This window comes from Streptomyces sp. NPDC036813 (genome assembly GCF_055609245.1).
In genome coordinates, this window is record NZ_JBVJPV010000014.1 from 93,858 (window position 1) to 113,560 (window position 19,703).

Annotated in this window: 19 protein-coding genes; 5 read left to right on the top strand and 14 right to left on the bottom strand. The window is 74.0% G+C overall.

Features of this window, described 5'->3' with window-relative positions; genetic code table 11:
- Positions 1 to 164: 164 nt before the first annotated feature.
- The 4 genes from ACZ67Q_RS27225 to ACZ67Q_RS27240 form a co-directional block, all read right to left on the bottom strand.
- Positions 165 to 947: an endonuclease/exonuclease/phosphatase family protein gene (locus ACZ67Q_RS27225; RefSeq protein WP_471187513.1), complete on the bottom strand. Its 783-nt coding sequence runs from the start codon at positions 945 to 947 to the stop codon at positions 165 to 167.
- A gap of 39 nt (positions 948 to 986) precedes the next feature.
- Positions 987 to 2,144 carry an ROK family transcriptional regulator gene (locus ACZ67Q_RS27230; RefSeq protein WP_471187064.1) on the bottom strand — a complete coding sequence of 386 codons (1,158 nt, stop codon included), beginning with the start codon at positions 2,142 to 2,144 and terminating at the stop codon, positions 987 to 989.
- 108 nt (positions 2,145 to 2,252) lie between these two features.
- Positions 2,253 to 2,915, bottom strand: coding sequence for a response regulator transcription factor (locus tag ACZ67Q_RS27235; RefSeq protein WP_471187067.1), 663 nt, complete (start codon positions 2,913 to 2,915; stop codon positions 2,253 to 2,255).
- A gap of 14 nt (positions 2,916 to 2,929) precedes the next feature.
- Positions 2,930 to 4,111 carry a sensor histidine kinase gene (locus ACZ67Q_RS27240; protein ID WP_471187070.1) on the bottom strand — a complete coding sequence of 394 codons (1,182 nt, stop codon included), beginning with the start codon at positions 4,109 to 4,111 and terminating at the stop codon, positions 2,930 to 2,932.
- A 109-nt stretch (positions 4,112 to 4,220) separates the two neighbouring features.
- Between ACZ67Q_RS27240 and ACZ67Q_RS27245 the strand changes: the two genes are divergently transcribed.
- The 3 genes from ACZ67Q_RS27245 (at position 4,221) to ACZ67Q_RS27255 (ending at position 6,401) form a co-directional block, all read left to right on the top strand.
- Entirely contained in the window at positions 4,221 to 5,141 is a 921-nt protein-coding gene (locus ACZ67Q_RS27245; protein ID WP_471187074.1) for an ATP-binding cassette domain-containing protein, read from the top strand.
- Between the two features lie 2 nt (positions 5,142 to 5,143).
- On the top strand, positions 5,144 to 5,866 hold the full coding sequence (locus ACZ67Q_RS27250) for an ABC transporter permease (protein WP_471187076.1): 723 nt from the start codon (positions 5,144 to 5,146) through the stop codon (positions 5,864 to 5,866).
- Positions 5,867 to 5,954: 88 nt separating this feature from the next.
- Positions 5,955 to 6,401: a hypothetical protein gene (locus ACZ67Q_RS27255; protein WP_471187079.1), complete on the top strand. Its 447-nt coding sequence runs from the start codon at positions 5,955 to 5,957 to the stop codon at positions 6,399 to 6,401.
- A gap of 217 nt (positions 6,402 to 6,618) precedes the next feature.
- On the opposite strand, the gene mug is transcribed toward ACZ67Q_RS27255, so the two are convergent.
- From mug to ACZ67Q_RS27300, 9 genes are all read right to left on the bottom strand, one after another.
- Positions 6,619 to 7,164, bottom strand: coding sequence for a G/U mismatch-specific DNA glycosylase (mug, locus tag ACZ67Q_RS27260; protein WP_471187082.1), 546 nt, complete (start codon positions 7,162 to 7,164; stop codon positions 6,619 to 6,621).
- Positions 7,165 to 7,177: 13 nt separating this feature from the next.
- Positions 7,178 to 8,620: an adenylosuccinate lyase gene (gene purB, locus ACZ67Q_RS27265; protein WP_471187085.1), complete on the bottom strand. Its 1,443-nt coding sequence runs from the start codon at positions 8,618 to 8,620 to the stop codon at positions 7,178 to 7,180.
- Between the two features lie 769 nt (positions 8,621 to 9,389).
- Positions 9,390 to 10,160: an SGNH/GDSL hydrolase family protein gene (locus tag ACZ67Q_RS27270; RefSeq protein ID WP_471187088.1), complete on the bottom strand. Its 771-nt coding sequence runs from the start codon at positions 10,158 to 10,160 to the stop codon at positions 9,390 to 9,392.
- 527 nt (positions 10,161 to 10,687) lie between these two features.
- On the bottom strand, positions 10,688 to 11,701 hold the full coding sequence (locus tag ACZ67Q_RS27275) for a hemolysin family protein (RefSeq protein ID WP_471187090.1): 1,014 nt from the start codon (positions 11,699 to 11,701) through the stop codon (positions 10,688 to 10,690).
- A complete protein-coding gene (locus ACZ67Q_RS27280) occupies positions 11,698 to 13,041 on the bottom strand; it encodes a hemolysin family protein (RefSeq protein WP_471187094.1) in 1,344 nt (447 codons plus the stop codon). The genes ACZ67Q_RS27275 and ACZ67Q_RS27280 overlap by 4 nt, the downstream gene beginning before the upstream one ends.
- A gap of 143 nt (positions 13,042 to 13,184) precedes the next feature.
- Positions 13,185 to 13,610 carry a GNAT family N-acetyltransferase gene (locus ACZ67Q_RS27285; RefSeq protein ID WP_471187097.1) on the bottom strand — a complete coding sequence of 142 codons (426 nt, stop codon included), beginning with the start codon at positions 13,608 to 13,610 and terminating at the stop codon, positions 13,185 to 13,187.
- A 160-nt stretch (positions 13,611 to 13,770) separates the two neighbouring features.
- Positions 13,771 to 14,661, bottom strand: coding sequence for an LLM class F420-dependent oxidoreductase (locus ACZ67Q_RS27290; RefSeq protein ID WP_471187099.1), 891 nt, complete (start codon positions 14,659 to 14,661; stop codon positions 13,771 to 13,773).
- 36 nt (positions 14,662 to 14,697) lie between these two features.
- Positions 14,698 to 17,265: an ABC transporter permease gene (locus ACZ67Q_RS27295; protein WP_471187102.1), complete on the bottom strand. Its 2,568-nt coding sequence runs from the start codon at positions 17,263 to 17,265 to the stop codon at positions 14,698 to 14,700.
- A gap of 3 nt (positions 17,266 to 17,268) precedes the next feature.
- Complete coding sequence (locus ACZ67Q_RS27300; protein ID WP_471187105.1) at positions 17,269 to 18,084, bottom strand: ABC transporter ATP-binding protein; 816 nt, start codon at positions 18,082 to 18,084, stop codon at positions 17,269 to 17,271.
- 147 nt (positions 18,085 to 18,231) lie between these two features.
- Here ACZ67Q_RS27300 and ACZ67Q_RS27305 point away from each other — a divergent pair, with 147 nt between their 5' ends.
- Both ACZ67Q_RS27305 and ACZ67Q_RS27310 read left to right on the top strand, forming a co-directional pair.
- Positions 18,232 to 18,498: an antitoxin gene (locus ACZ67Q_RS27305; protein ID WP_471187108.1), complete on the top strand. Its 267-nt coding sequence runs from the start codon at positions 18,232 to 18,234 to the stop codon at positions 18,496 to 18,498.
- 4 nt (positions 18,499 to 18,502) lie between these two features.
- Entirely contained in the window at positions 18,503 to 18,877 is a 375-nt protein-coding gene (locus ACZ67Q_RS27310) for a fic family toxin-antitoxin system, toxin component (RefSeq protein WP_471187111.1), read from the top strand.
- 9 nt (positions 18,878 to 18,886) lie between these two features.
- Here the strand turns inward: ACZ67Q_RS27310 and ACZ67Q_RS27315 are convergent, their stop codons facing one another.
- Positions 18,887 to 19,567 (bottom strand): class I SAM-dependent methyltransferase, encoded by a 681-nt coding sequence (locus ACZ67Q_RS27315; RefSeq protein ID WP_471187114.1) that lies wholly within the window; start codon positions 19,565 to 19,567, stop codon positions 18,887 to 18,889.
- Between the last annotated feature and the right edge of the window lie 136 nt (positions 19,568 to 19,703).

The following is a 19,703-nucleotide window of genomic DNA, read 5'->3' on the forward strand; positions in this document are numbered from 1 at the left end:
GCTGACCGGGCTGTGAGAGCGCGGGGTGACCTCGTGAGCTACGGAGCGACGGTCCGGTAAGGCCAGACGCTCCCCGCAAGCCGTTCCTGGCACGGAGCGAGGGGTTACCGGCGTCCCGCGTCACGCGGCGGGCACCCGCAACGAGGCGTTCCCCGCGTCCCGCGTCACGCGGCGGGCACCCGCAATGCGGCCAGTACCGGCAGGTGGTCCGTTGCGGCCCGCAGGTCCCGTTCCGCGATCCCGGGCAGTCCCATCGGCACCCCGCAGCCCAGCACCTGGATCCCCGCCGTCGCGAAGACCGCGTCGATTCGCTGCAACGGATCGCCCAGCCGGGTGGTGTGCTCCCGCCCCCACGGCTTCGTCGCCCAGCAGTCCTGCAGGGCGTCCGCGAGCAGCCTGAAGGTGCGGCCGTCGGGCCGGTCGTTGATGTCGCCGGCGGCGACGGCGTGCGCCACGTCCAGGGCGGACAGCCGCTCGAGGAGCAGCCGGCCCTGTTCGTAGCGTTCCTCGTCCTGGATGCTCAGGTGACAGCTGAGCACTCCGAGCCGTGCCCGGCCGAACCGCAGGACGGCGGTGGCGAAGCCGCGCTGGTGCAGGCCGGGGGTGCGGGGCAGCAGGACGGCTTCGGTGTGCTCCACATGGGCGCGGAGCGAGGAGAGGATCATGGGGCCGGACGCGGTGGCGCCGCCCGAGACGTACACGAGTCCGGAGGAATGGGCGAGGCGGGCCGCGGCCTTGCGCCAGCGGAAGAACCGCGGTGCCTCCTGAACGCAGACGACGTCGGGCCGGCAGGCCCGGATCACCCGGGCGAGGGCCGCGACGTCGTCGCGCATGGAGCGGACGTTGTAACTGAGGACGCGCACGACCACGGAGCCGTCGTGCTCCGTCGCGGACTCGGGCAGATCCCGCACGCTTCCCCTTTCGCCTGTCACCAAGACGTCTTTCATCATGACGTCTTCCACCATGGCGTCGCCTTCATCAAGGGGTCACCGGCGGGCGGTCACCGTGCCGTCCACGGCGAACAGCTGCTCCTCCACGTGGTCCAGTGCCAGCCGCAGCGCGCCCGTCGCCACCGCTGCCTCGCCCAGCAGGGACAGGGTCACCTTCGGCGGCCGCAGGCAGTAGCGGGCGAGTTCCTTGCTCAGCGGGGCGAGCACCCCGTCCAGACCGGCCGCCCAGCCGCCGATGACGACCAGCTCCGGGTCCAGCGCCAGCACCAGCGCGGCCACGTCGTGCACGAGGCGCTGGATGAAACGGTCCACCGCGGCACGGGCGCGGCGATCGCCCTCGCGGGCCTGGGTGAACACCGCGGCCACGGCCTGCTCGTCCAAGGGGTGCAGCGGCTCGTCGGTCGTCGACAGCAGCGTCTCCGGTGTCGCCTCGCGCCCCAGCAGGTGCAGCGCGCCGATCTCGCCGGCCGCTCCGCCGTAGCCCCGGTGCAGCCGCCCGCCGATCAGCGCACCCGCGCCCGGACTCAGCCCCGCCAGGACGAATACGATGTCGTCGGACTCGGTGGCGGCGCCCTTCCAGTGCTCGGCGACGGCCGCCGCGTTGGCGTCGTTCTCCACCAGCACCGGGCACTTGAAGGAACGGCTCAGCCGCTCACCCAGCCGCAGTCCCGTCCACCCCGGAAGCGCGGTGCCCAGCCGTACCGTCCCGTCGGCCTCCACGATTCCCGGTGTGGCCACGCCGACCGCGCGCAGCGAGCTGCGCGGCACCCCGGCGCGGCGCAGCAGCTCCGCCACCGTCGTCCGCAGCCGCTCCAGCCGCTCGTCCGCCCCGGCCGTCTCCTCCACGTCCTTGGCCTGCGCGCCGACCACCCGCCCGTCGAGGTCCGCCAGCAGCGCGGCCACCCGGTGCGCGCCGATCTCCACGCCCAGCAGATGCCCCGCCTCCGCACGGAAACGGAACCTCCGCGCTGGGCGGCCCTGGCGCCTTGCCGTGCCCTCCTCGGCCGCCTTCTCGACGACCAGGCCGGCCTGGATGAGATCGTCCACGACGCCCTCGACGGTCGGCCGGGACAGCCCGGTCACCCGGGTGACCTCCGTCAGCGTCGCGCAGTCCGTGGCCCGCAGCGCGTGCAGCACCACCGCGGAATTGATCCTTCGCAGCAGCGAGGGATCCCCGCCGGTCAGCCGCCCCACCGTCCGTCCTCCCAGCTCGTGCGCGTGTTGGCGGGATCGTACTCGGCCCGCCGGGCACCGGCGAGACGCGGGCCGCAAGGGATCGGGCCCGGCGTGCCGCGGCCGGGCTCAGCCCGGGGTGACGAAGCCCGACTCGTACGCAACGATCACCGCCTGCGTGCGGTCCCGCGCCCCCAGCTTCGCGAGGACGCCGCTCACATGCGATTTCACGGTCTCCGTGCCGACGACGAGCCGTGCGGCGATCTCCGCGTTCGACAGCCCGCGGGCCATCAACCGGAGCACCTCGCCCTCCCGCTCGGTCAGCCGCGCCCGCTCCAAGAGGTCACGGGCCGCGCGGTTGCCGCCGCTGTCGCCGTACTCGGCGGCCATGCGCCGCACCGAGGCGGGGAAGAGCAGTGACTCGCCCTCCGCCACGAGCCGCACGGCGTGCACGATCTCCGCCGGCCGGGCCCGCTTCAGCAAGAACCCGTCCGCACCGGCGCGCAGTGCCCCGTACACGTACTCGTCGTTCTCGAACGTCGTCACCACGAGGATCTTCGGCGGATCGGTCACCGTGCGCAGCACCGCGCGCGTGGCCTCGATGCCGTCCAGCAGGGGCATCCGCACATCCATGGCGACCACGTCGGGCCGCAGCTGCCGCACCAGCGGGATCACGGCGGCCCCGTCGGCCGCCTCCCCGACGACCTCGATGTCGGACTGGGCCTCCAGCACGGCCCGCAGACCCGCGCGGACCAGGGGTTCGTCATCGACGAGGAGAACGCTGACCGGCATCCGGCCAGCCTAGATCACCCCACCGGCAGCTCGACGTGCACCTGCCAGTCGGGTCCGTCGGGGCCCGTGCGGGCCCGGCCGCCGAGCAGGGCGGCACGCTCGCGGATGCCGCGCAGGCCGCTGCCGCGGATGCCGCTGTCCCGGCCGGGCCCGGGTATCTCGCCGGGCAGCGGATTGCGCACCTCCAGCAGGAGCCGGGCGTCGTCCGCTGCGACCCGCACCCGGACCGGCACCGAGCCCGCGTGGCGCAGCACGTTCGTCAGGGACTCCTGCAGCATGCGGTACCCCTCGCGGGAGACCGGTCCGGGCACCGTCTCCAGCGGGCCGCTCAGCTCGGCGTCGACCTCGGCGCCCGACGCCCGCGCGGACTCCAGCAGCCGCCCGGCGTCCACGAGCGTCGGCCGGCTGCTCACCGGTCGCTCCGCCTCCCGCAACACACCGAGCACCCGCTCCAGGTCCTCCAGAGCCGCCCGGCCGGTGTCCTCGATCGCGGCCAGCGCCCGGTCGGTGAAGTCCGGATCCCCCGCCGCCCGGGCCGCGCCCGCCTGGACGACCGCCACCGTCAGCGCGTGCCCGATCGAGTCGTGCAGCTCGCGGGCGATGCGGTTGCGCTCCAGCAGTTGTTCGGTGCGCTCCTCCAGAGCGGCGAGCCGCTCGGTGGGGGAGGGCCCGAGCAGACGCAGTGCGACACGGGTGATCAGCTCACCGCCGGCCAGCACGACGGCCGGCAGCAGGAGCAGGGGGAGCGGCGCGAGGACCGCGTACCACCAGTGATGGCCGGCCACGGGCAGCCATCCGCCGCTGTCCGGCCGACCGCCCAGCGCCGCCCGGACCAGGTCGACGGCGGTCAGGGGCAGTTGGAAGGTGAGCTGCGAGACCAAGGCGCCCAGAAACAGCCGGGTCTCCAGCCAGAGCACCATCCGCCCGCGGTCGCCCCACGTCCTCGCCGGCCCGGTGACGATCAGCGGCGCATCGCCGTCCCGGCGGCCGAGGAGCAACAGCCGGGCCTGGAAGCCCTCCACGGTCCGCGTCGCGGGGATCAGACCGGACAGGCCGAGCACCACGGCCGCGGCGGCCGGCGCCCACCAGGCTTCGTCGATGAACAGCCACATCGCCGGCCACACGACGGCCACGAACAGATGCAGCCACCGGGTGTACGTGACCGCCCGTGCGAACGGGCGCAACCAGCGGATCATGACGTCATCGTGCCAGCCACCACTGACAACGGACCTCCCCCGCACGGGGGAGACGATCTCCACCGGCGGGGGAGGAGCCGGACCCCGACGGTCCGTCAGGGTGAGGGACATGACCCGCATCGACGTCCACGACCTCACCAAGGAGTACGGCTCCCGGCGCGCCGTCGACCACCTCACCTTCCGCGTCGAACCCGGCCGCGTGACCGGCTTCCTCGGCCCCAACGGCGCCGGGAAGTCCACCACCATGCGGCTCGTCCTCGGCCTGGACCGGCCGACCACCGGCACCGCGACCGTCGGCGGCCGCCCCTACGCCACGCTCGGCGAACCGCTCCGCGAGGTCGGCGCGCTGCTGGACGCGCAGTCCGCGCACGGCTCCCGCACCGCCCGCGCCCACCTGCTCGCCCTCGCCGCGAGCAACCGCATCGCGCCGCGCCGGGTCGAGCAGGTGCTGGAGGAGACCGGGCTCGCCGCTGTCGCGCACCGCAGGGTGCGGACGTACTCCCTGGGCATGCGTCAGCGCCTCGGCATCGCCGCCGCGCTGCTCGGCGACCCGCGGGTGGTGATGCTCGACGAGCCCGCCAACGGCCTCGACCCCGAAGGGATCGTCTGGATCCGTCACCTGCTGCGCCGGCTCGCCGACGAGGGCCGAACCGTCCTGGTCTCCAGCCACCTGATGAACGAGACGGCGTCCTTCGCCGATCACCTCCTGGTGCTCGGCCGGGGGCGGCTGCTCGCCGACATGCCGATGCGCGCGTTCATCGACGCACGCGTGCAGCCCCGCGTCCGGGTACGCACCACGGACGGCGTCGCACTGAAGGAGGCGCTCGCCCGGCACGGCCACGACGCCGCCGAGACGGACGACGGGGCGTGGAGCGTGCCGCACGCGCGCGTGGAGGACATCGGCCGGATCGCGTCCGCGGCGGGCGTACCCCTCCTCGAACTGGCCGCCGACGCGGGCACGCTGGAGCAGGCCTACCTCGATCTGACCGCGGCCGAAGCCGAGTTCACCGCACCCCGACAGGAGGCCTGACCATGGGATTCACCCCCGCCCTGCACGCCGAGTGGATCAAGATCCGGACGTTGCGCTCACAGCTCGCGAGCCTCGGCGCGGTCCTGGCCGCCACCGCCGCTTTCTCCGCGCTCGCCGCACTGGACACCGGCGGATCGGACTTCGACCCCCTCTTCTCGGCCTTCTTCGGCGTCAGCTTCGGCCAGATCGCCGCCATCACCTTCGGTACGACGGCCATGGCGGCGGAGTTCCAGGGCGGCGCGCTTCGCGTCTCCCTGGCCGCCGTACCCCGGCGGGGCCGCTGGTTCACCGCGAAGGCGACCGCGGTGGCCGCGCCCGCGCTGGCCGTCGGCCTGGTCAGCGGCCTGGTCACCCTGGCGGTGGGCCGGGCCGCCCTGGGCGACAAGGCGGCAGGACTGTCGGGGGGTGAACAACTGCGCGCCGTCGTGGGCTGCGGGATCTATCTGATGCTCATGGCCCTGTTGGCGACCGGGCTCACCGCGGTGCTGCGCAGTGGCGTCGCGACCCTGAGCATCCTCATCCCCTTCCTGCTCATCGTCTCCTTCGTCGTCGGCGACGTGTCCGGCGGCGTCGCCGACTTCCTGCCCGACCGCGCCGGTCAGGCCGTGCTGCACCACGGTTCTGACGGGCTGCTCGGTCCCTGGGCGGGGCTCGCGGTGACCGCGGCGTGGGCGTCGGCCGCGCTGGGAGCGGGCGCCTGGAGCGTGCTGCGCCGGGACGCCTGAGGCTGAAGAGCCCTGTGCGGGGCGTCCGCAGCCGGGCCGCACGCTGACGCCCCGCCAATTGTCAGTGGGGGCCGCTTTACTGGATCACATGGACAGCGCGCAGCATCTCGCCGTGATCGACCGGCTGCGCTGCCGGGTGTTTCCCGGGCAGCGCGGCCGGACGGACGTGGGCACGGCCGGGCCGGGGTACTTCATAGCGGAGTTGATGACCAGCCACGGGCTGCGGGAGGGCGACCCGGGAGAGCGGGCGCCGACGGCCGCGGACGTCCACGCGCTGAAGGACCGTGTGGCGCGTGAGCTGGACGAGCGCAGGGGCGCGCACCCGCCGCCTCTGGGCATGCAGGGCCTGCGGATGCGGGCCGCGCGGGGGGAGGAGATACCCGAGCCCTGGGCCACGGTCAGCGTCCGGGTGGACGAGCTGGACCTGTGGGACCCGGACGACAGCGGCCGCTGGGTCGCCCTCGGGGTGGCCGACCGGGACGCGCACGACGAGGTCCAACTGCTCGCCGTCGTCACCGAGATCGACCCGCCATGACTTGCGGGCGCGCCTCCGGCGCTTCGCCTCCACCGAGACCACCGAGACCCGCCATGACTTGCGGGCGCGCCACCGGCGCTTCGCCTCCACCGAGACCACCGAGACCACCGAGACCGCCGAGACCCGCCGGGCGGCCACCGGCGATTCGCCTGCGCCGAGACGGGCGGGGCGGTCACCGGCGATTCGCCTGCGCCGAGACGGGCGGGGCGGTCACCGGCTACTCCTCGGCGGCCCGCCGCAGCCGGGCGAACTCCTCGGCCATGGTCACCACGGTCCAGTGCGCGTTCAGCCCGCTCGGATTGGGCAGCACCCACACGCGGGTGCCCCCGATCATGCGCTCCTGCGGCCCCACCCGCGCGGTGCGGTCCGCGAAGGCGGCCCGGTAGGCGGTGATGCCGACGACGGCCAGCCAGCGCGGCCGCAGCCGCTCGACCTTGGCGGTCAGCAGCCGGCCGCCCTCCTGGTACTCCTCGGCGCTCAGTTCGTCTGCGCGGGCCGTCGGCCGGGCGACCACGTTGGTGATGCCCAGGCCGTACCGCGGCAGTTCGTGCTGCTCGGCGGGCTTGAGCAGGCGGGGTGTGAAGCCGGACAGGTGCAGCGCGGGCCAGAAGCGGTTGCCGGGACGGGCGAAGTGATGGCCCGTAGCGGCGCTCATCAAACCGGGGTTGATGCCGCAGAAGAGCACGCGGAGGCCGTCCGCGACCACGTCCGGTACGGGACGGTCGCGGGCGGCCTCCAGCTCCGCCTGGGTGAAACGGGGCATCGTGCGGCGCAGGTCAGAGGATCGCGCCGGGCGTGTAGCCCGCGGCCTCGGGGTGCTGCTTGACGATCTCCTCGACGCGGCCGACGACCGTGGCGACCTGGTCGGCGGCGGCGCCCGTGAAGGACAGCTTGTCCGCCATCAGCGCCGCGAGCTGCTCACGGTCCAGCGGCAGGCGCTCGTCCGCGGCGAGCTTGTCCAGCAGGTCGTTGCGCTCGGCGCCCTGCTCGCGCATCGCCAGCGCGGTGGCGACGGCGTTCTCCTTGATCGCCTCGTGCGCGACCTCACGGCCGACGCCCCCGCGCACCGCGCCCATCAGCACCTTGGTGGTGGCGAGGAACGGCAGGTAGCGGTCCAGCTCGCGGGCCACGACCGCCGGGAAGGCACCGAACTCGTCGAGGACGGTCAGGAACGTCTCCAGCAGGCCGTCCAGCGCGAAGAACGCGTCCGGCAGCGCGACGCGGCGCACCACGGAGCAGGACACGTCGCCCTCGTTCCACTGGTCGCCGGCCAGCTCGCCGGTCATGGAGGCGTAGCCGCGCAGGATCACCATGAGGCCGTTGACGCGCTCGCAGGAGCGGGTGTTCATCTTGTGCGGCATCGCGGAGGAGCCGACCTGGCCCGGCTTGAAGCCCTCCGTGACCAGCTCGTGCCCGGCCATCAGGCGGATCGTCTTGGCCAGCGAGGAGGGCGCCGCCGCCAGCTGGACCAGCGCGGTGACGACCTCGTAGTCCAGCGAGCGCGGGTAGACCTGGCCGACGGAGGTGAAGGCCTGCGCGAAGCCGAGGTGCCCGGCGATCCGGTTCTCCAGGTCGGCCAGCTTGGCGGCGTCACCGCCGAGCAGGTCCAGCATGTCCTGCGCGGTGCCGACCGGGCCCTTGATGCCGCGCAGCGGGTAGCGGCCGAGCAGCTCCTCGAGGCGGCCGTAGGCGACGAGCAGCTCGTCGGCGGCGGTCGCGAAGCGCTTGCCGAGGGTGGTGGCCTGGGCGGCCACGTTGTGGGAGCGGCCGGCCATGACCAGCTCGCCGTACTCGCCGGCGAGCTTGCCGAGGCGCGCCAGCACCGCCACCGTGCGGCCGCGCATCAGCTCCAGGGAGAGCCGGATCTGCAGCTGCTCGACGTTCTCGGTGAGGTCGCGGGAGGTCATGCCCTTGTGCACGTGCTCGTGCCCGGCGAGGTCGTTGAACTCCTCGATACGGGCCTTCACGTCGTGCCGCGTGACCTTCTCGCGCTCGGCGATGGAGGCCAGGTCGACGGTGTCGAGGACGCGCTCGTAGTCGGCGATCGCCTCGTCCGGAACCTCGATCCCGAGGTCCTTCTGGGCGCGCAGCACGGCGAGCCAGAGCTGACGCTCCAGCTTCACCTTCTGCTCGGGCGACCAGAGCGTGGCGAGCTCGGCGGAGGCGTAGCGTCCGGCGAGGACGTTGGGGATGCGGGGCTTGGCGGGCGCAGAAGTCACGTGTCCAGATTCTACTGGCGATTCCTGCAGGCCAGCGCCGCGGTACCGATCGGCGGAACCTACGAGACGCCGATCACGCCCGCGCGGCACGACGGGCCCGGCCGGCCCGGCCCACGGATACCTGGGGCGACGCGCGGTCGTGGGCAGGTCAGAGGGGGCGGGGCTGGGCCGGAACCCGGGGGCCGTGGGGGCCCCGGGTCCGGGTCGGCGTCCCGACCCCGCCGTGGTGCCCCCGGCCCGCGTCGGCGGCCCGGCCGCGCCGTGGTGCTCCGGGCCCGGGTGGCGGCCCGGACGCGCCGTGGTGCCCCCGGCCTGGGTCGGCGGCCCGGCCCCGCCGTGGCGGCTCCGCCTGCCGTGAGGGCCCGGTCCCGCCGTAACGACCCCGGCCGACCCAGCCCGGGGGGTGACGGCCCGGCGCCGGGGCGGCTCGGCCCGGGGGCCAGCTCGGCCCGGCCGGCCCCACGCCTCCTCGGTGCCGGAGCCGTACGGCGCCCTCCAGCGCCGGGCGCCGTGTCCGGCCGAAGAAGGGGCGCGGGGAACTGCGCGGCCAGCCCCCACCGGGCCCGCACCCGGAAGACCACCACACGCGGCAGCGCCAACGCCGTGGCGACCCGCCCTGGACCCCGTCATGGCGCCGGGCGGGGCGGCGCCGTGCGGGTCGGCGGCGCCGCACCGCACCCGGCCCGGGCGCGGAGACTCGCCCGGCCCGGCCCGGCCCGGTTCGGCGACCGGCGTCCCACCCCGTCCTCAGCTCGGCGGAGCCGCCCGCTCAGTCGTACGGCAGCAGCTCCGGACGCTTCGGTGGGCGGCCGTCGCCCGAGGAGCGGCCGGTGAGGCGGCGGCCTATCCACGGGAGCAGGTGCTGCCGGGTGAAGCGGGCGTCGGCGATGCGGCGGGCGATCCAGTTCGGGGGGAGCGCCGTGGGCAGCGCGGCGTGCCAGTCGGGATCCTCCGCCTCGTGACCGAGGGTCTGCCACACCGCCTCCGCGACCCGCCGGTGCCCCTCGGCGGTCAGATGCAGGCGGTCGACGTCCCACATCCGCGGGTCGCCCAGCCCGGGCGCCCCGTACAGGTCGACGACCAGCGCCCCGTGTCGCGCGGCCAGGTCGTCGACGCACGCGAAGAGTTCCTCCATACGCGGCCGGAAGCGCTCCAGTACGGGCCCCTGGCGGCCGGGGCTGCGCATCAGCACGAGCTGTTTGCAGGACGGCGCCAGGCGCTCCACCGCCTCCGTCAGCAGCCCCTTGACCCGCCCCATGTCGCACTTGGGCCGCAGCGTGTCGTTGAGGCCGCCGACCAGGGTGATCACATCGGCTTCCATCGCGGCCGCCATGGGCACCTGCTCTTCGACGATCTGCCCGATGAGCTTGCCGCGCACGGCCAGGTTGGCGTACCGGAAGCCGGGCGTACGGGCGGCCATCCGGGCCGCGAGGAGGTCGGCCCAGCCGCGGTAGGAACCGTCCGGCAGCAGGTCCGACATGCCCTCGGTGAAGGAGTCGCCGACGGCGACCAGGCTGGTGTAGGCGGGGTTCGTGTCCATGGCGACAGCGATGGTAACCCGCACGGCATACCCAGCGGTCGGTCACCCTCGACCCCACCGTGACTCGGCCCGGCGCCACCGGCGTCCGCGCCGCGCCCCGGGCGAGCCGCCAGCCCCGTTGCCCGAACAGCCGGGCTCGGCCCTGGGGCTCCCGGTACCACCGGCGTCCGCACACCGCCCGGCGTCAGCCCCGCTGCCCGAACAGCGGCGCTCACCCCCGGAGGGGCCCCGCTCCGGCACCCCCGCGCCACAGGCGCTACCGCGCCACAGGCGTCCGGCCTCCGCCCGCAGCCGGGCCAGACCTCGGCCCCGCGCGCTCGAAGTGCGGGGCTCGCCCCCGGAGGGGCCCCGCTCCGGCACCCCCGCGCTACCGGCGCCACCGCGTCACAGGCGTCCGGCCTCCGCCCGCAGCCGGGCCAGACCTCAGCCCCGGGTGCTCGAAGTGCGGCGCTCGCCCCCGCAGGGATCCCGCTCCGGCGCCGTCCCCACCCGCACCCCCTCCAGCCCAGGCCTCAGGTCTGCCGGTGTCAGGCGCGCTGGCCGAACAGCTCCCTCAGTACGTCCTCCATCGTCACCAGCCCGGCCAGCCGCCCGTCCGCGCCCAGTACCGCCGCCAGATGGGTCCGGCTGCCCCGCATCGCGGTGAGCACGTCGTCCAGCGGCGTCGTCTCCCGCACCCGCGCGATGGGCCGCATGTCGCGCAGCCGGAACGGCAGATCCCGCGGCGAGGCGTCCAGCGCGTCCTTCACATGCAGGTAGCCGACGATCCGCCGCCCCTCGTCCACCACCGGGAAGCGGGAGAACCCGGACTCGGCCGACAGACCCTCCAGCTGCTCCGGCGTGACGCCCACGCGCGCGTAGACGACCCGTTCCAGCGGCATCACCACGTCGCGCACCGGGCGGCTGCCCAGCTCCAGCGCGTCGTGCAGCCGCTCCGTGGCGCGGTCGTCGAGCAGACCGGCCTCACCGGCGTCCTTGACGATCTGCGCCAGCTCGGCGTCCGAGAAGGTGGCGGTCACCTCGTCCTTGGTCTCGACCCGCATCAGCTTCAGCAGCGCGTTCGCGAAGGCGTTGATCGCGAAGATCACCGGCTTCAGCGCCCGCGCGAGCGCGACCAGCGGAGGCCCGAGCACCAGCGCGCTGCGCACCGGCTCCGCGAGCGCGATGTTCTTCGGCACCATCTCACCGAGCAGCATGTGCAGATAAGTCGCGAGGGCCAGCGCGATCACGAAGGACACCGCGTGCCCGGCGCTCTGCGGTACGCCCACGGCATGGAACACCGGCTCCAGCAGATGCGCGATCGCCGGCTCGGCGACCACACCCAGCACCAGCGTGCACAGCGTGATGCCGAGCTGCGCGGCGGCCATCAGCGCCGACACGTGCTGCAGACCCCACAGCACGCTGCGCGCCCGCCGGTCGCCGGCCTCCGCGTGCGGTTCGACCTGCGAGCGCCGAACCGAGATCAGGGCGAACTCGGCGCCGACGAAGAAGGCGTTGACGACCAGCGTCGCCAGACCGATCAGCAACTGCACCGCGGTCACCGCGGCACCTCCTTCTCGCCGTGCGGCTTCTCGTCGTCCAGCGGTGCGTGCAGCAGCACGCGCGCCGCCCGGCGCCCGGAGGCGTCCACCACGTCCATCCGCCACCCGGCGACGTGCAGGACGTCACCGACGGCCGGTATGCGGCCCAGCTCGGCGGCGACGAGCCCGGCCAGCGTCTCGTACGGCCCGTCCGGCGCCCTGAGGCCCACCCGGGCCAGCTGGTCGATGCGGGCGGCGCCGTCGGCGGAGAACACCGCGCGCCCGTCCTCGTCGGTGCCGGCCGGGGCCAGGTCGGGTGTCTCGTGCGGGTCGTGCTCGTCGCGGACCTCGCCGACGACCTCCTCGACGATGTCCTCCAGCGTCGCCACACCCGCCGTACCGCCGTACTCGTCGATGACCACGGCCATCGTCCGCTTGCCGGACAGCCGGTCCAGCAGCCGGTCCACGGTCAGCGACTCGGGGACGAGCAGTGGCTCGCGCATCAGCTCCGACACGGGCACCCGGTGGCGCCGGTCGGCCGGGACGGCCAGTACGTCCTTGACGTGGGCGGTGCCGACGACCGTGTCGAGGTTGCCGCGGTAGACCGGGAAGCGGGACAGGCCCGTCGCCCGGGTCGCGTTCGCCACGTCCTGGCAGGTCGCCTGCGCGTCCAGGGCGATGACCTGCACGCGCGGGGTCATGACGTTCTCCGCGGTGAGGTCGGCGAGGTTGAGCGTGCGCACGAACAGCTCGGCGGTGTCCGGCTCGAGGGCGCCCGCCTTGGCGGAGTGCCGGGCCAGCGCGGCCAGCTCCTGCGGGCCGCGCGCGGAGGCCAGTTCCTCGGCCGGCTCGATGCCGAAGCGGCGCACCACGCGGTTGGCGGTGTTGTTCAGGTGGGTGATGAACGGGCGGAACGCGGCGCTGAACAGGCGCTGCGGGGTCCCCACCCGCTTGGCCATGGCCAGCGGCGCGGAGATCGCCCAGTTCTTGGGCACCAGCTCGCCGACGACCATCAGGAACACGGTGGACAGGGCCGTGCCCACCACCAGCGCGACCGAGCTCGCCGCCGTCCCGGACAGGCCGAGCGCCTCCATCGGACCTGCGAGCAGCTTGGCGATCGAGGGCTCGGCGAGCATGCCGACGACCAGGTTCGTGACCGTGATGCCGAGCTGCGCCCCGGACAGCTGGAAGGTGAGGTTCCGTACCGCCTTCAGCGCGCCGGCGGCGCCCCGCTCGCCGCGCTCCACGGCCCGCTCCAGCTCGCCGCGTTCGACCGTGGTCAGCGAGAACTCGGCCGCGACGAAGGCACCGCAGGCGAGCGACAGCAGCACGGCGACGAGCAGCAGAAGGACTTCGATCATCGGGTCACCTCCGTCCCATGGTCGGACAGGGCAGGAAGGATCGCGCGATGTCGGCTACTGGGGGGCTCGCCCATGGGCGGAGGCTCACAACCTTTCATGGAGGACCGAGTGGTCCACCAATAGTAAAGGATGGGCAAAAACGCTCAGGAGGGGAGCGGCTTGACCCAGCGCCGCCACTGCTCCTGCGGCCCGTACCCGGCCGCGCCCCACGCGCGGTGGGCGGTCTCGTTGCGCACCAGCACCATCGCGTCCGCGCGCCGCCCGCCCAGCGCCGCGAACCGCTCCTCCGCCGCCGCGAGCAGCGCCGAGCCGATGCCCCGGCGCCGCCGCTCCGGGTGGACCGCGAGCCGGTACAGATGGCAGCGCCAGCCGTCGAACCCCGCGATCACCGTGCCGACCAGCTCACCGTGGTGCTCGGCCAGGATCAGCGCCTCGGGGTCGCGGGTGACGAGCCGTTCCACCCCGTCCCGGTCGTCGCTGATGCTCGTACCCTCGGCGGCCGTCTTCCAGAAGGCCAGCACGGTGTCCAGGTCGTCGGGCGTCGCGGCCCGTATCCGAAGATCAGACATGCGGCGATCACATCAGGCAGGGAAGCGCGCCGACCCGCAATTCCACGATGCGGACCGCCGCCGGCCACACGGCAGGACCGTCACCACCCACCGTCACCACCCACGCGAGCCGGCCTCGCAGCCGCGCGAGCCGGCCTCAGCACCCACGCAAGCCGCCTGGTCACCGCCCCCGCAGCCGTGACATGACCGGTGCGAGCTCCTCCATGGACGGCTCGAGCACCGTCAGATAGGTGAAGCCGTACCGCTCCCGCAGTGCGAGGATCCGCGCGACGATCTCCTCCTCGGTGCCGAAGAGGAAGATGGGCAGCGCCAGCAGCTCCTCCACGGTCGTGCCGGGTATCCGCTCCAGCAGCGGCCGGGCCGCCGCCTCCGGATCCTCGGTGACCACGACCGACTGGATCAGCAGGTTCAGCTCCGCGGGTTCCTTGCGGCCGGCCGCGAACGCGCGGTACCGCGCCACCCGTTCGTCCAGCTCCTCGGCGCCGACCGGCGCCAGCTGCCCCGTCCTGCTGCCCGGCACGGTCCGCGCGCCCGTGAACGCGGCCACGTCGGCGTGCTCGGCCGTCAGCCGCAGCATCCGGTCGCCGTTCCCGCCGATGAGCAGCGGCACCCGCGGCTGCTGCGCGGGGCGCGGCCGGTGCTCGGCCGAGCCCAGCAGCCGCTCCAGCTCCTCCACCGTCCGCCGCAGATGGTCCACCCGCTCGCGCGGCGAGCCGAACGGCAGCCCCGCGCTCTCGTGCTCGGACTGCACATATCCCGTGCCGAGGCCCAGTTCGAGCCGCCCGCCCGTGAGCGCGTCCGTCGTCGCCACCTCCCGCGCCAGCAGTGCCGGGTTCCAGAAGCCGGCGTTGAGCACGAAGGTGCCGACCCGGGGCCGTTCGGTGGCCTCGGCCGCCGAGACCAGCGCCGGGAACGGCGCGACCATGCCGAGGTGATCGGGGACGAGGATCACGTCGTAGCCGAACTCCTCGGCGCGGCGGCACTTCGCCCGCCACTCGCCGGCGGACGACGGATCGAGCAGATTGACACCGAAGCGGAATGGACGTGACACGAACTCTCCTCACCATCAAGGGACTTCGCGATTCCATCACTCGTGCGCGATCGCCGCCAGCACGTTCATGCGTGAGGCACGCAACGCCGGGAGCAGCGCCGCGACGACCCCGACGACCGCCGATCCGATCACCACCGCGACGATCGTGGACCACGGTACCGCCAGCGCCTTCATGCCCTGCAGGGCCAGCACCCGCTGCATGCACAGCCCCCACACCAGCCCGAGCCCCAGCCCCAGCACCGCACCGAACACCGCGATGACCACCGACTCCAGGCGGATCATCCGCCGCAGCTGTCGCCGGCTCAGCCCGATCGCCCGCAGCAGCCCGATCTCCCGGGTGCGCTCCACCACCGACAGCGCCAGCGTGTTCACCACGCCCAGCACCGCGATGACGATCGCCAGCCCGAGCAGCGCGTACACCAGGTACAGCAGCACCGCGATCTGGTCGTGCACCAACTTCTTGTAGTCGGCCTGGTTGCGCACCTGCACCTGCGGATACGGCGTCAGCGCCCGCTCCAGCCGGGCGCGCAGCTTCTCGGGGCCCGTGCCGGGGGCGGCGTTGACGTACAGTGCCGCGTCCTGCCCGCCCGGCACGTACCGCTCCACTGTGCCGATGCCGAGGAACAGTCCGCCGCTCATGCCGAAGCCCTCGGTGGCCTCCTGTTCGGTGAGCGCGCCGACCCGCAGCTGCGCGCGCCGGCCGCCCGGGAACTCCACCGGCAGCACACTGCCCAGCCGGACGCCGTGGTCCCGCGCGAACCCGGCGTCCATGCCGATGCCGCCCGGGGCCAGCGCGCCCGACGTGCCGCCCGCGGCGTACGTCAGGTGCGCGACGTCGTCGAGGCGCGGGTCGTAGCCCGAAGCGGTCGAGACGACGCGCCGCCCGTCCGGCAGCCGCACGGCGACCGGCGCGAACCGCTGCCGTACGACCAGACCCACGCCCCTCGTGGCGCGAACCTGAGCGGTGACGTCCTTGGAGAACGCCGCGTACCGGCCGCTCTGCACCACGAAGTCGGCGCCGAGCGTCTTGTCGATCCGCTCGTCGAACGAGCGGGACATCGAGGCGCTCGCCACCGACAGCCCGCCGACGAGGGCGAGCCCGACCATCAGGGCGGCCGCGGTCGCCCCCGTCCGGCGCGGGTTGCGCAGCGCGTTGCGCTGGCTCATCCGGCCGACGGAACCGAACACGGCCGGGAAGGCCGCGCCGAGCACCCGGATCACCGGGCGCACCAGCAGGGGTCCCGCGACGACGGTCGCGATCAGGGTGAGGACCACACCGAGCCCGAGCAGCGAGGCCGCCGTCGCGGTCCGGGAGGAGGCCGCGCAGCCCGCGAGCGCCGCCGCGCCCAGCGCGCCCACCACCGCGCCGGCGATCGCGCGCGCCTTCAGTGGCCGGCCCACCCCGGCGACCTCGGCGTCCTGCAGCGCCGCCATCGGGGAGACGGCGGAGGCCCGCCGCGCCGGGAGATACGCGGCGACGAAGGTGACGCCGACCCCGACGGCGTAGGCCGTCAGCGGGGTCACCCAGCCGATGGCCATCTCGGCCGTGGTCAGATGCATCCCGAAGGCGGCCATGAGGTGGATCAGCCCGGCCGCGAGACCGATCCCGGCCGCCAGGCCCAGCGTGGAACCGACCAGGCCGAGCAGCACGGCCTCGGTCAGTACGGAACGGCGCACCTGCCGCCGGTCGGCGCCCAGGGCGCGCAGCAGCCCCAGTTCACGGGTGCGCTGGGCGATCAGCATCGAGAACGTGTTGACGATCAGGAAGATGCCCACCAGCACGGCGACCCCGGCGAAGCCCACCATGACGTACTTGATGACCTTCAGGAAGGTGCCGAGCTGCTGCGCCGCCGACTTCGCCTGCTCACCGGCCGTCTTCACGGTGTACGGCCCGGTGCCGAGCGCCGCCGCGACCCCGTGCTTGAGCACGGTGTCCCCCACGCCCGGGGCCGCCGTGACGGAGATGGCCGTCGCGCGGTCGGCGGACCCGAGGAGCAGCCGGGCCGCGTGCGCCGGGTCGAGGTACAGCAGGGCCGAGCCCGGGTTGGTCGTCGTGAACGTGGCGATACCGGTCACGCGGACCGTGAAGGTGCCCGGCTGGGCCAGCACGGTCAGCGTGTCGCCGATCCGCACGTGCTTCTTGCGGGCGGTGTCGGCGTCCAGCAGCGCCTCGTGCACTCCGTGCGGGGCGTGCCCGGAGGTCAGCTTCACCGGGCTGCGGTCGGTGACGTGCCAGTCCCGCGCGAGGGTGGGCGCGCCGGTGGTCGGGCTCACCGACCGGCGCCGGCTGTCGACGACGGTGACGTTCTGCACGCTCACGTCCGCGTGCGCCGAGGCGGCCCCGGGGGCCTTCGCCGCGCGGGCGGCGAGCGAGGCGGGCAGGGTCTGGACGGCGCCGCTGGGCCCCGACGTGCGCAGGTCCTCCTTCGGGGCCACGGTGACGTCGGCGGCGGTGGAGGCGAAGAGCCGGTCGAAGGTGCGGGTGACCGTGTCGGAGAAGATCAGGCTGCCCGCGACGAACGCGACGGACAGCACGACCGCCAGCGCGGACAGCAGCAGGCGGCCCTTGTGGGCGAGGAAGCTGCGCAGGGTCGCGCGGAGCACGCGTCAGCCCTCCTCGACGGGGAGGGCGGCGCTGTCGGCCTGGGCGCGCAGCACGTCGAACCGCTTCATGCGTTCGAGCACCGCCTCCGCCGTCGGATGCTCCATCCGGTCCACGATCCGTCCGTCGGCGAGGAAGAGCACCACGTCGGAATGGGCGGCCGCGCCCGGGTCGTGGGTGACCATGACGACCGTCTGCCCGAGGGCGTCGACGGCCTCCCGCAGGAACCCCAGCACCTCCAGGCCGGCCCGCGAGTCCAGATTCCCGGTCGGCTCGTCCGCGAAGATCAGCTCCGGCCGGGAGAGCAGTGCCCGCGCACACGCGACACGCTGCTGCTGGCCACCGGAGAGCTGGGCCGGACGGTGGCCGAGCCGGTCGCGCAGGCCGAGGGTGTCCACGACCCGGTCCAGCCACTGCCGGTCCGGCCGGCGGCCCGCGATGTCCATCGGCAGGGTGATGTTCTCCAGCGCGTTCAGTGTCGGGATCAGGTTGAACGACTGGAACATGAACCCGATCCGGTCCCGCCGCAGCCGGGTCAGCTCCCGCTCCCGCAACCCCGTGATCTCGGTGTCGCCGAGCCACACCCGGCCGGCCGAGACGGAGTCGAGACCCGCCAGGCAGTGCATCAGCGTGGACTTGCCGGAACCCGAGGGGCCCATCACCGCGGTGAAGCGGCCCCGGGCGATGTCCACATCCACCGCGTCCAGGGCGAGCACGGCGGCCTCGCCCTGGCCGTACGCCTTGGTGAGCCCGCGGGCACGGGCCGCGGTGACGTCGGCCGGGGCGGAGCCGGGCGGGTGCTCCGCTGCAGTTCTGGACACGCTGCCTCCTCGTGGCGGCCCGGAGCGGCGGTACGGCCCGGGCGGTCGTCCCCGGCCGAGCGTAGTGTGACCCGGCGCACACGCGGTACACGTGCGGCCTCCCGCGCGCCCTTGCCGGTGCTAGCGCATCGGCGCTAGCGTCGAGGTATGGCGAAGACCCAGCTGAACGTGCGGGTGGACGAGGACACCGCCCGCGCCGCCCGGGAGCGCGCGCTGGCCCGCGGGATGAGCGTCAACCGCTACATCGAGGAACTGGTCCGGCAGGACGCCGGTGAGGCGGGGCGCACGTTCGTGGAAGCCGCCGCCGACTTCATGAAGAGCTACGCGTCGGTGTTCGCGGAGGAGTTCGGCGCCGACCGGGACGGCGCGCGGCGGGAGGGCCCCCGGGACGGGGCCCGGGACGGACACAGCTGATCCGTTGAGCAGCCTCCGCATCGATCTCGCCTGGCTGCTGATGCTCGCCGAGCAGCAGACACCGGGAGACCCGCAGGTCACCGACTGGGGCGCGCTGGTCGCCGCCGTCGCCCGCCATCAGGCCGAGATCTTCGACGTCCCCGTCTACGACACCCCGTACGATCGCGCCGCCGCCCTGCTGCATCTGCTGATCCACGTGCCCGCGCTGGAGCGCTCCAACGCGCTGTTCGCCTCCGCCGTGGCCTACGCCTACCTGGTCGCGAGCGGTCTGAAGGTCGTCACCTCGCCCGAGCAGGTCCGCGAACTGGCCCGGCTGGTCAAGAGCGGTGAGGCGTCCGTCGACGACATCGCGCGCGAGCTGCGGCAGTGGAGCGCGTGAGTCACCGCGTCACTCCACCGGCCGCCACGCTGTGCCCAGCACACAGTAGGACGGAGGCAGCCGCAGCCCCTGCTCCGGCATCAGTACCCGCCGGTACGGCCCGAGTTCGAACCCGGCGGCGCGCAAGGCGGCCACCGGGTCGCGCGAGAGGTGGCAGCCGCCGTTCAGCGCCGGCCACACCGTGCGGTCCAGGGCCCGCTGGGTGAACCGCATCGCCGTACCGCCGCCGGCGCCGTGCTCGAAGAAGCGCACCACCCCGCCCGGGCGCAGCACCCGCCGCACCTCGGCCAGCGCGCGCGGCACGTCCCGCACGCTGCACAGCACCAGCGAGACCACCGCCGCGTCGAAGGCCTCGCTCTTGACGGGCAGCGCCTCCGCCGCGCCCGGCGCCACGTCGACCGGTACCTCTGTGCGCAGGGCCGCCTGCTGCGCCAACTGCCGCAAGGTGCGCTCCGGTTCGATGGCGACGACCTCCGCGACCTCCGCCGGGTAGTGCGCGAAGTTCAGTCCGTTGCCCGCGCCGACCTCGATCACCCGCCCGGACAACCCGGCCAGCAGCCGCCCGCGGATACCGGCCATACCGGCCCGGGACTCCATGGCGACGCTCACGCGGGCGTAGTAGCGGGCGAACAGCGGATGGTGGACGGCGTCCGGTGGCACCTTGCCGGAGCCGGCGGCTCGCAACGGCATGGGAGACCTCCTCGGCAGGACGGGCCTTACGCCGATTCTCCCCCGCCCCGCCCGGACCCACCCCTTCCGCTCCGCCTACGGCACCGGCACGCCGGGAAACCCCCCGCGCGGGCCCGCCCGCCTGGCGCCGACACGA

Excerpts from the sequence above, each read along its gene's own strand:
- ACZ67Q_RS27235 (WP_471187067.1), bottom strand. The coding sequence starts at position 2,915 with ATGCCGGTCAGCGTTCTCCTCGTCGATGACGAACCCCTGGTCCGCGCG.
- ACZ67Q_RS27280 (WP_471187094.1), bottom strand. The coding sequence starts at position 13,041 with ATGATCGAAGTCCTTCTGCTGCTCGTCGCCGTGCTGCTGTCGCTCGCC.
- mug (WP_471187082.1), bottom strand. The coding sequence starts at position 7,164 with ATGCCCCGTTTCACCCAGGCGGAGCTGGAGGCCGCCCGCGACCGTCCC.
- ACZ67Q_RS27240 (WP_471187070.1), bottom strand. The coding sequence starts at position 4,111 with ATGATCCGCTGGTTGCGCCCGTTCGCACGGGCGGTCACGTACACCCGG.
- ACZ67Q_RS27315 (WP_471187114.1), bottom strand. The coding sequence starts at position 19,567 with ATGCCGTTGCGAGCCGCCGGCTCCGGCAAGGTGCCACCGGACGCCGTC.
- ACZ67Q_RS27250 (WP_471187076.1), top strand. The coding sequence starts at position 5,144 with ATGGGATTCACCCCCGCCCTGCACGCCGAGTGGATCAAGATCCGGACG.
- ACZ67Q_RS27245 (WP_471187074.1), top strand. The coding sequence starts at position 4,221 with ATGACCCGCATCGACGTCCACGACCTCACCAAGGAGTACGGCTCCCGG.
- ACZ67Q_RS27285 (WP_471187097.1), bottom strand. The coding sequence starts at position 13,610 with ATGTCTGATCTTCGGATACGGGCCGCGACGCCCGACGACCTGGACACC.
- ACZ67Q_RS27255 (WP_471187079.1), top strand. The coding sequence starts at position 5,955 with ATGGACAGCGCGCAGCATCTCGCCGTGATCGACCGGCTGCGCTGCCGG.
- ACZ67Q_RS27270 (WP_471187088.1), bottom strand. The coding sequence starts at position 10,160 with ATGGACACGAACCCCGCCTACACCAGCCTGGTCGCCGTCGGCGACTCC.
- ACZ67Q_RS27305 (WP_471187108.1), top strand. The coding sequence starts at position 18,232 with ATGGCGAAGACCCAGCTGAACGTGCGGGTGGACGAGGACACCGCCCGC.
- ACZ67Q_RS27225 (WP_471187513.1), bottom strand. The coding sequence starts at position 947 with ATGAAAGACGTCTTGGTGACAGGCGAAAGGGGAAGCGTGCGGGATCTG.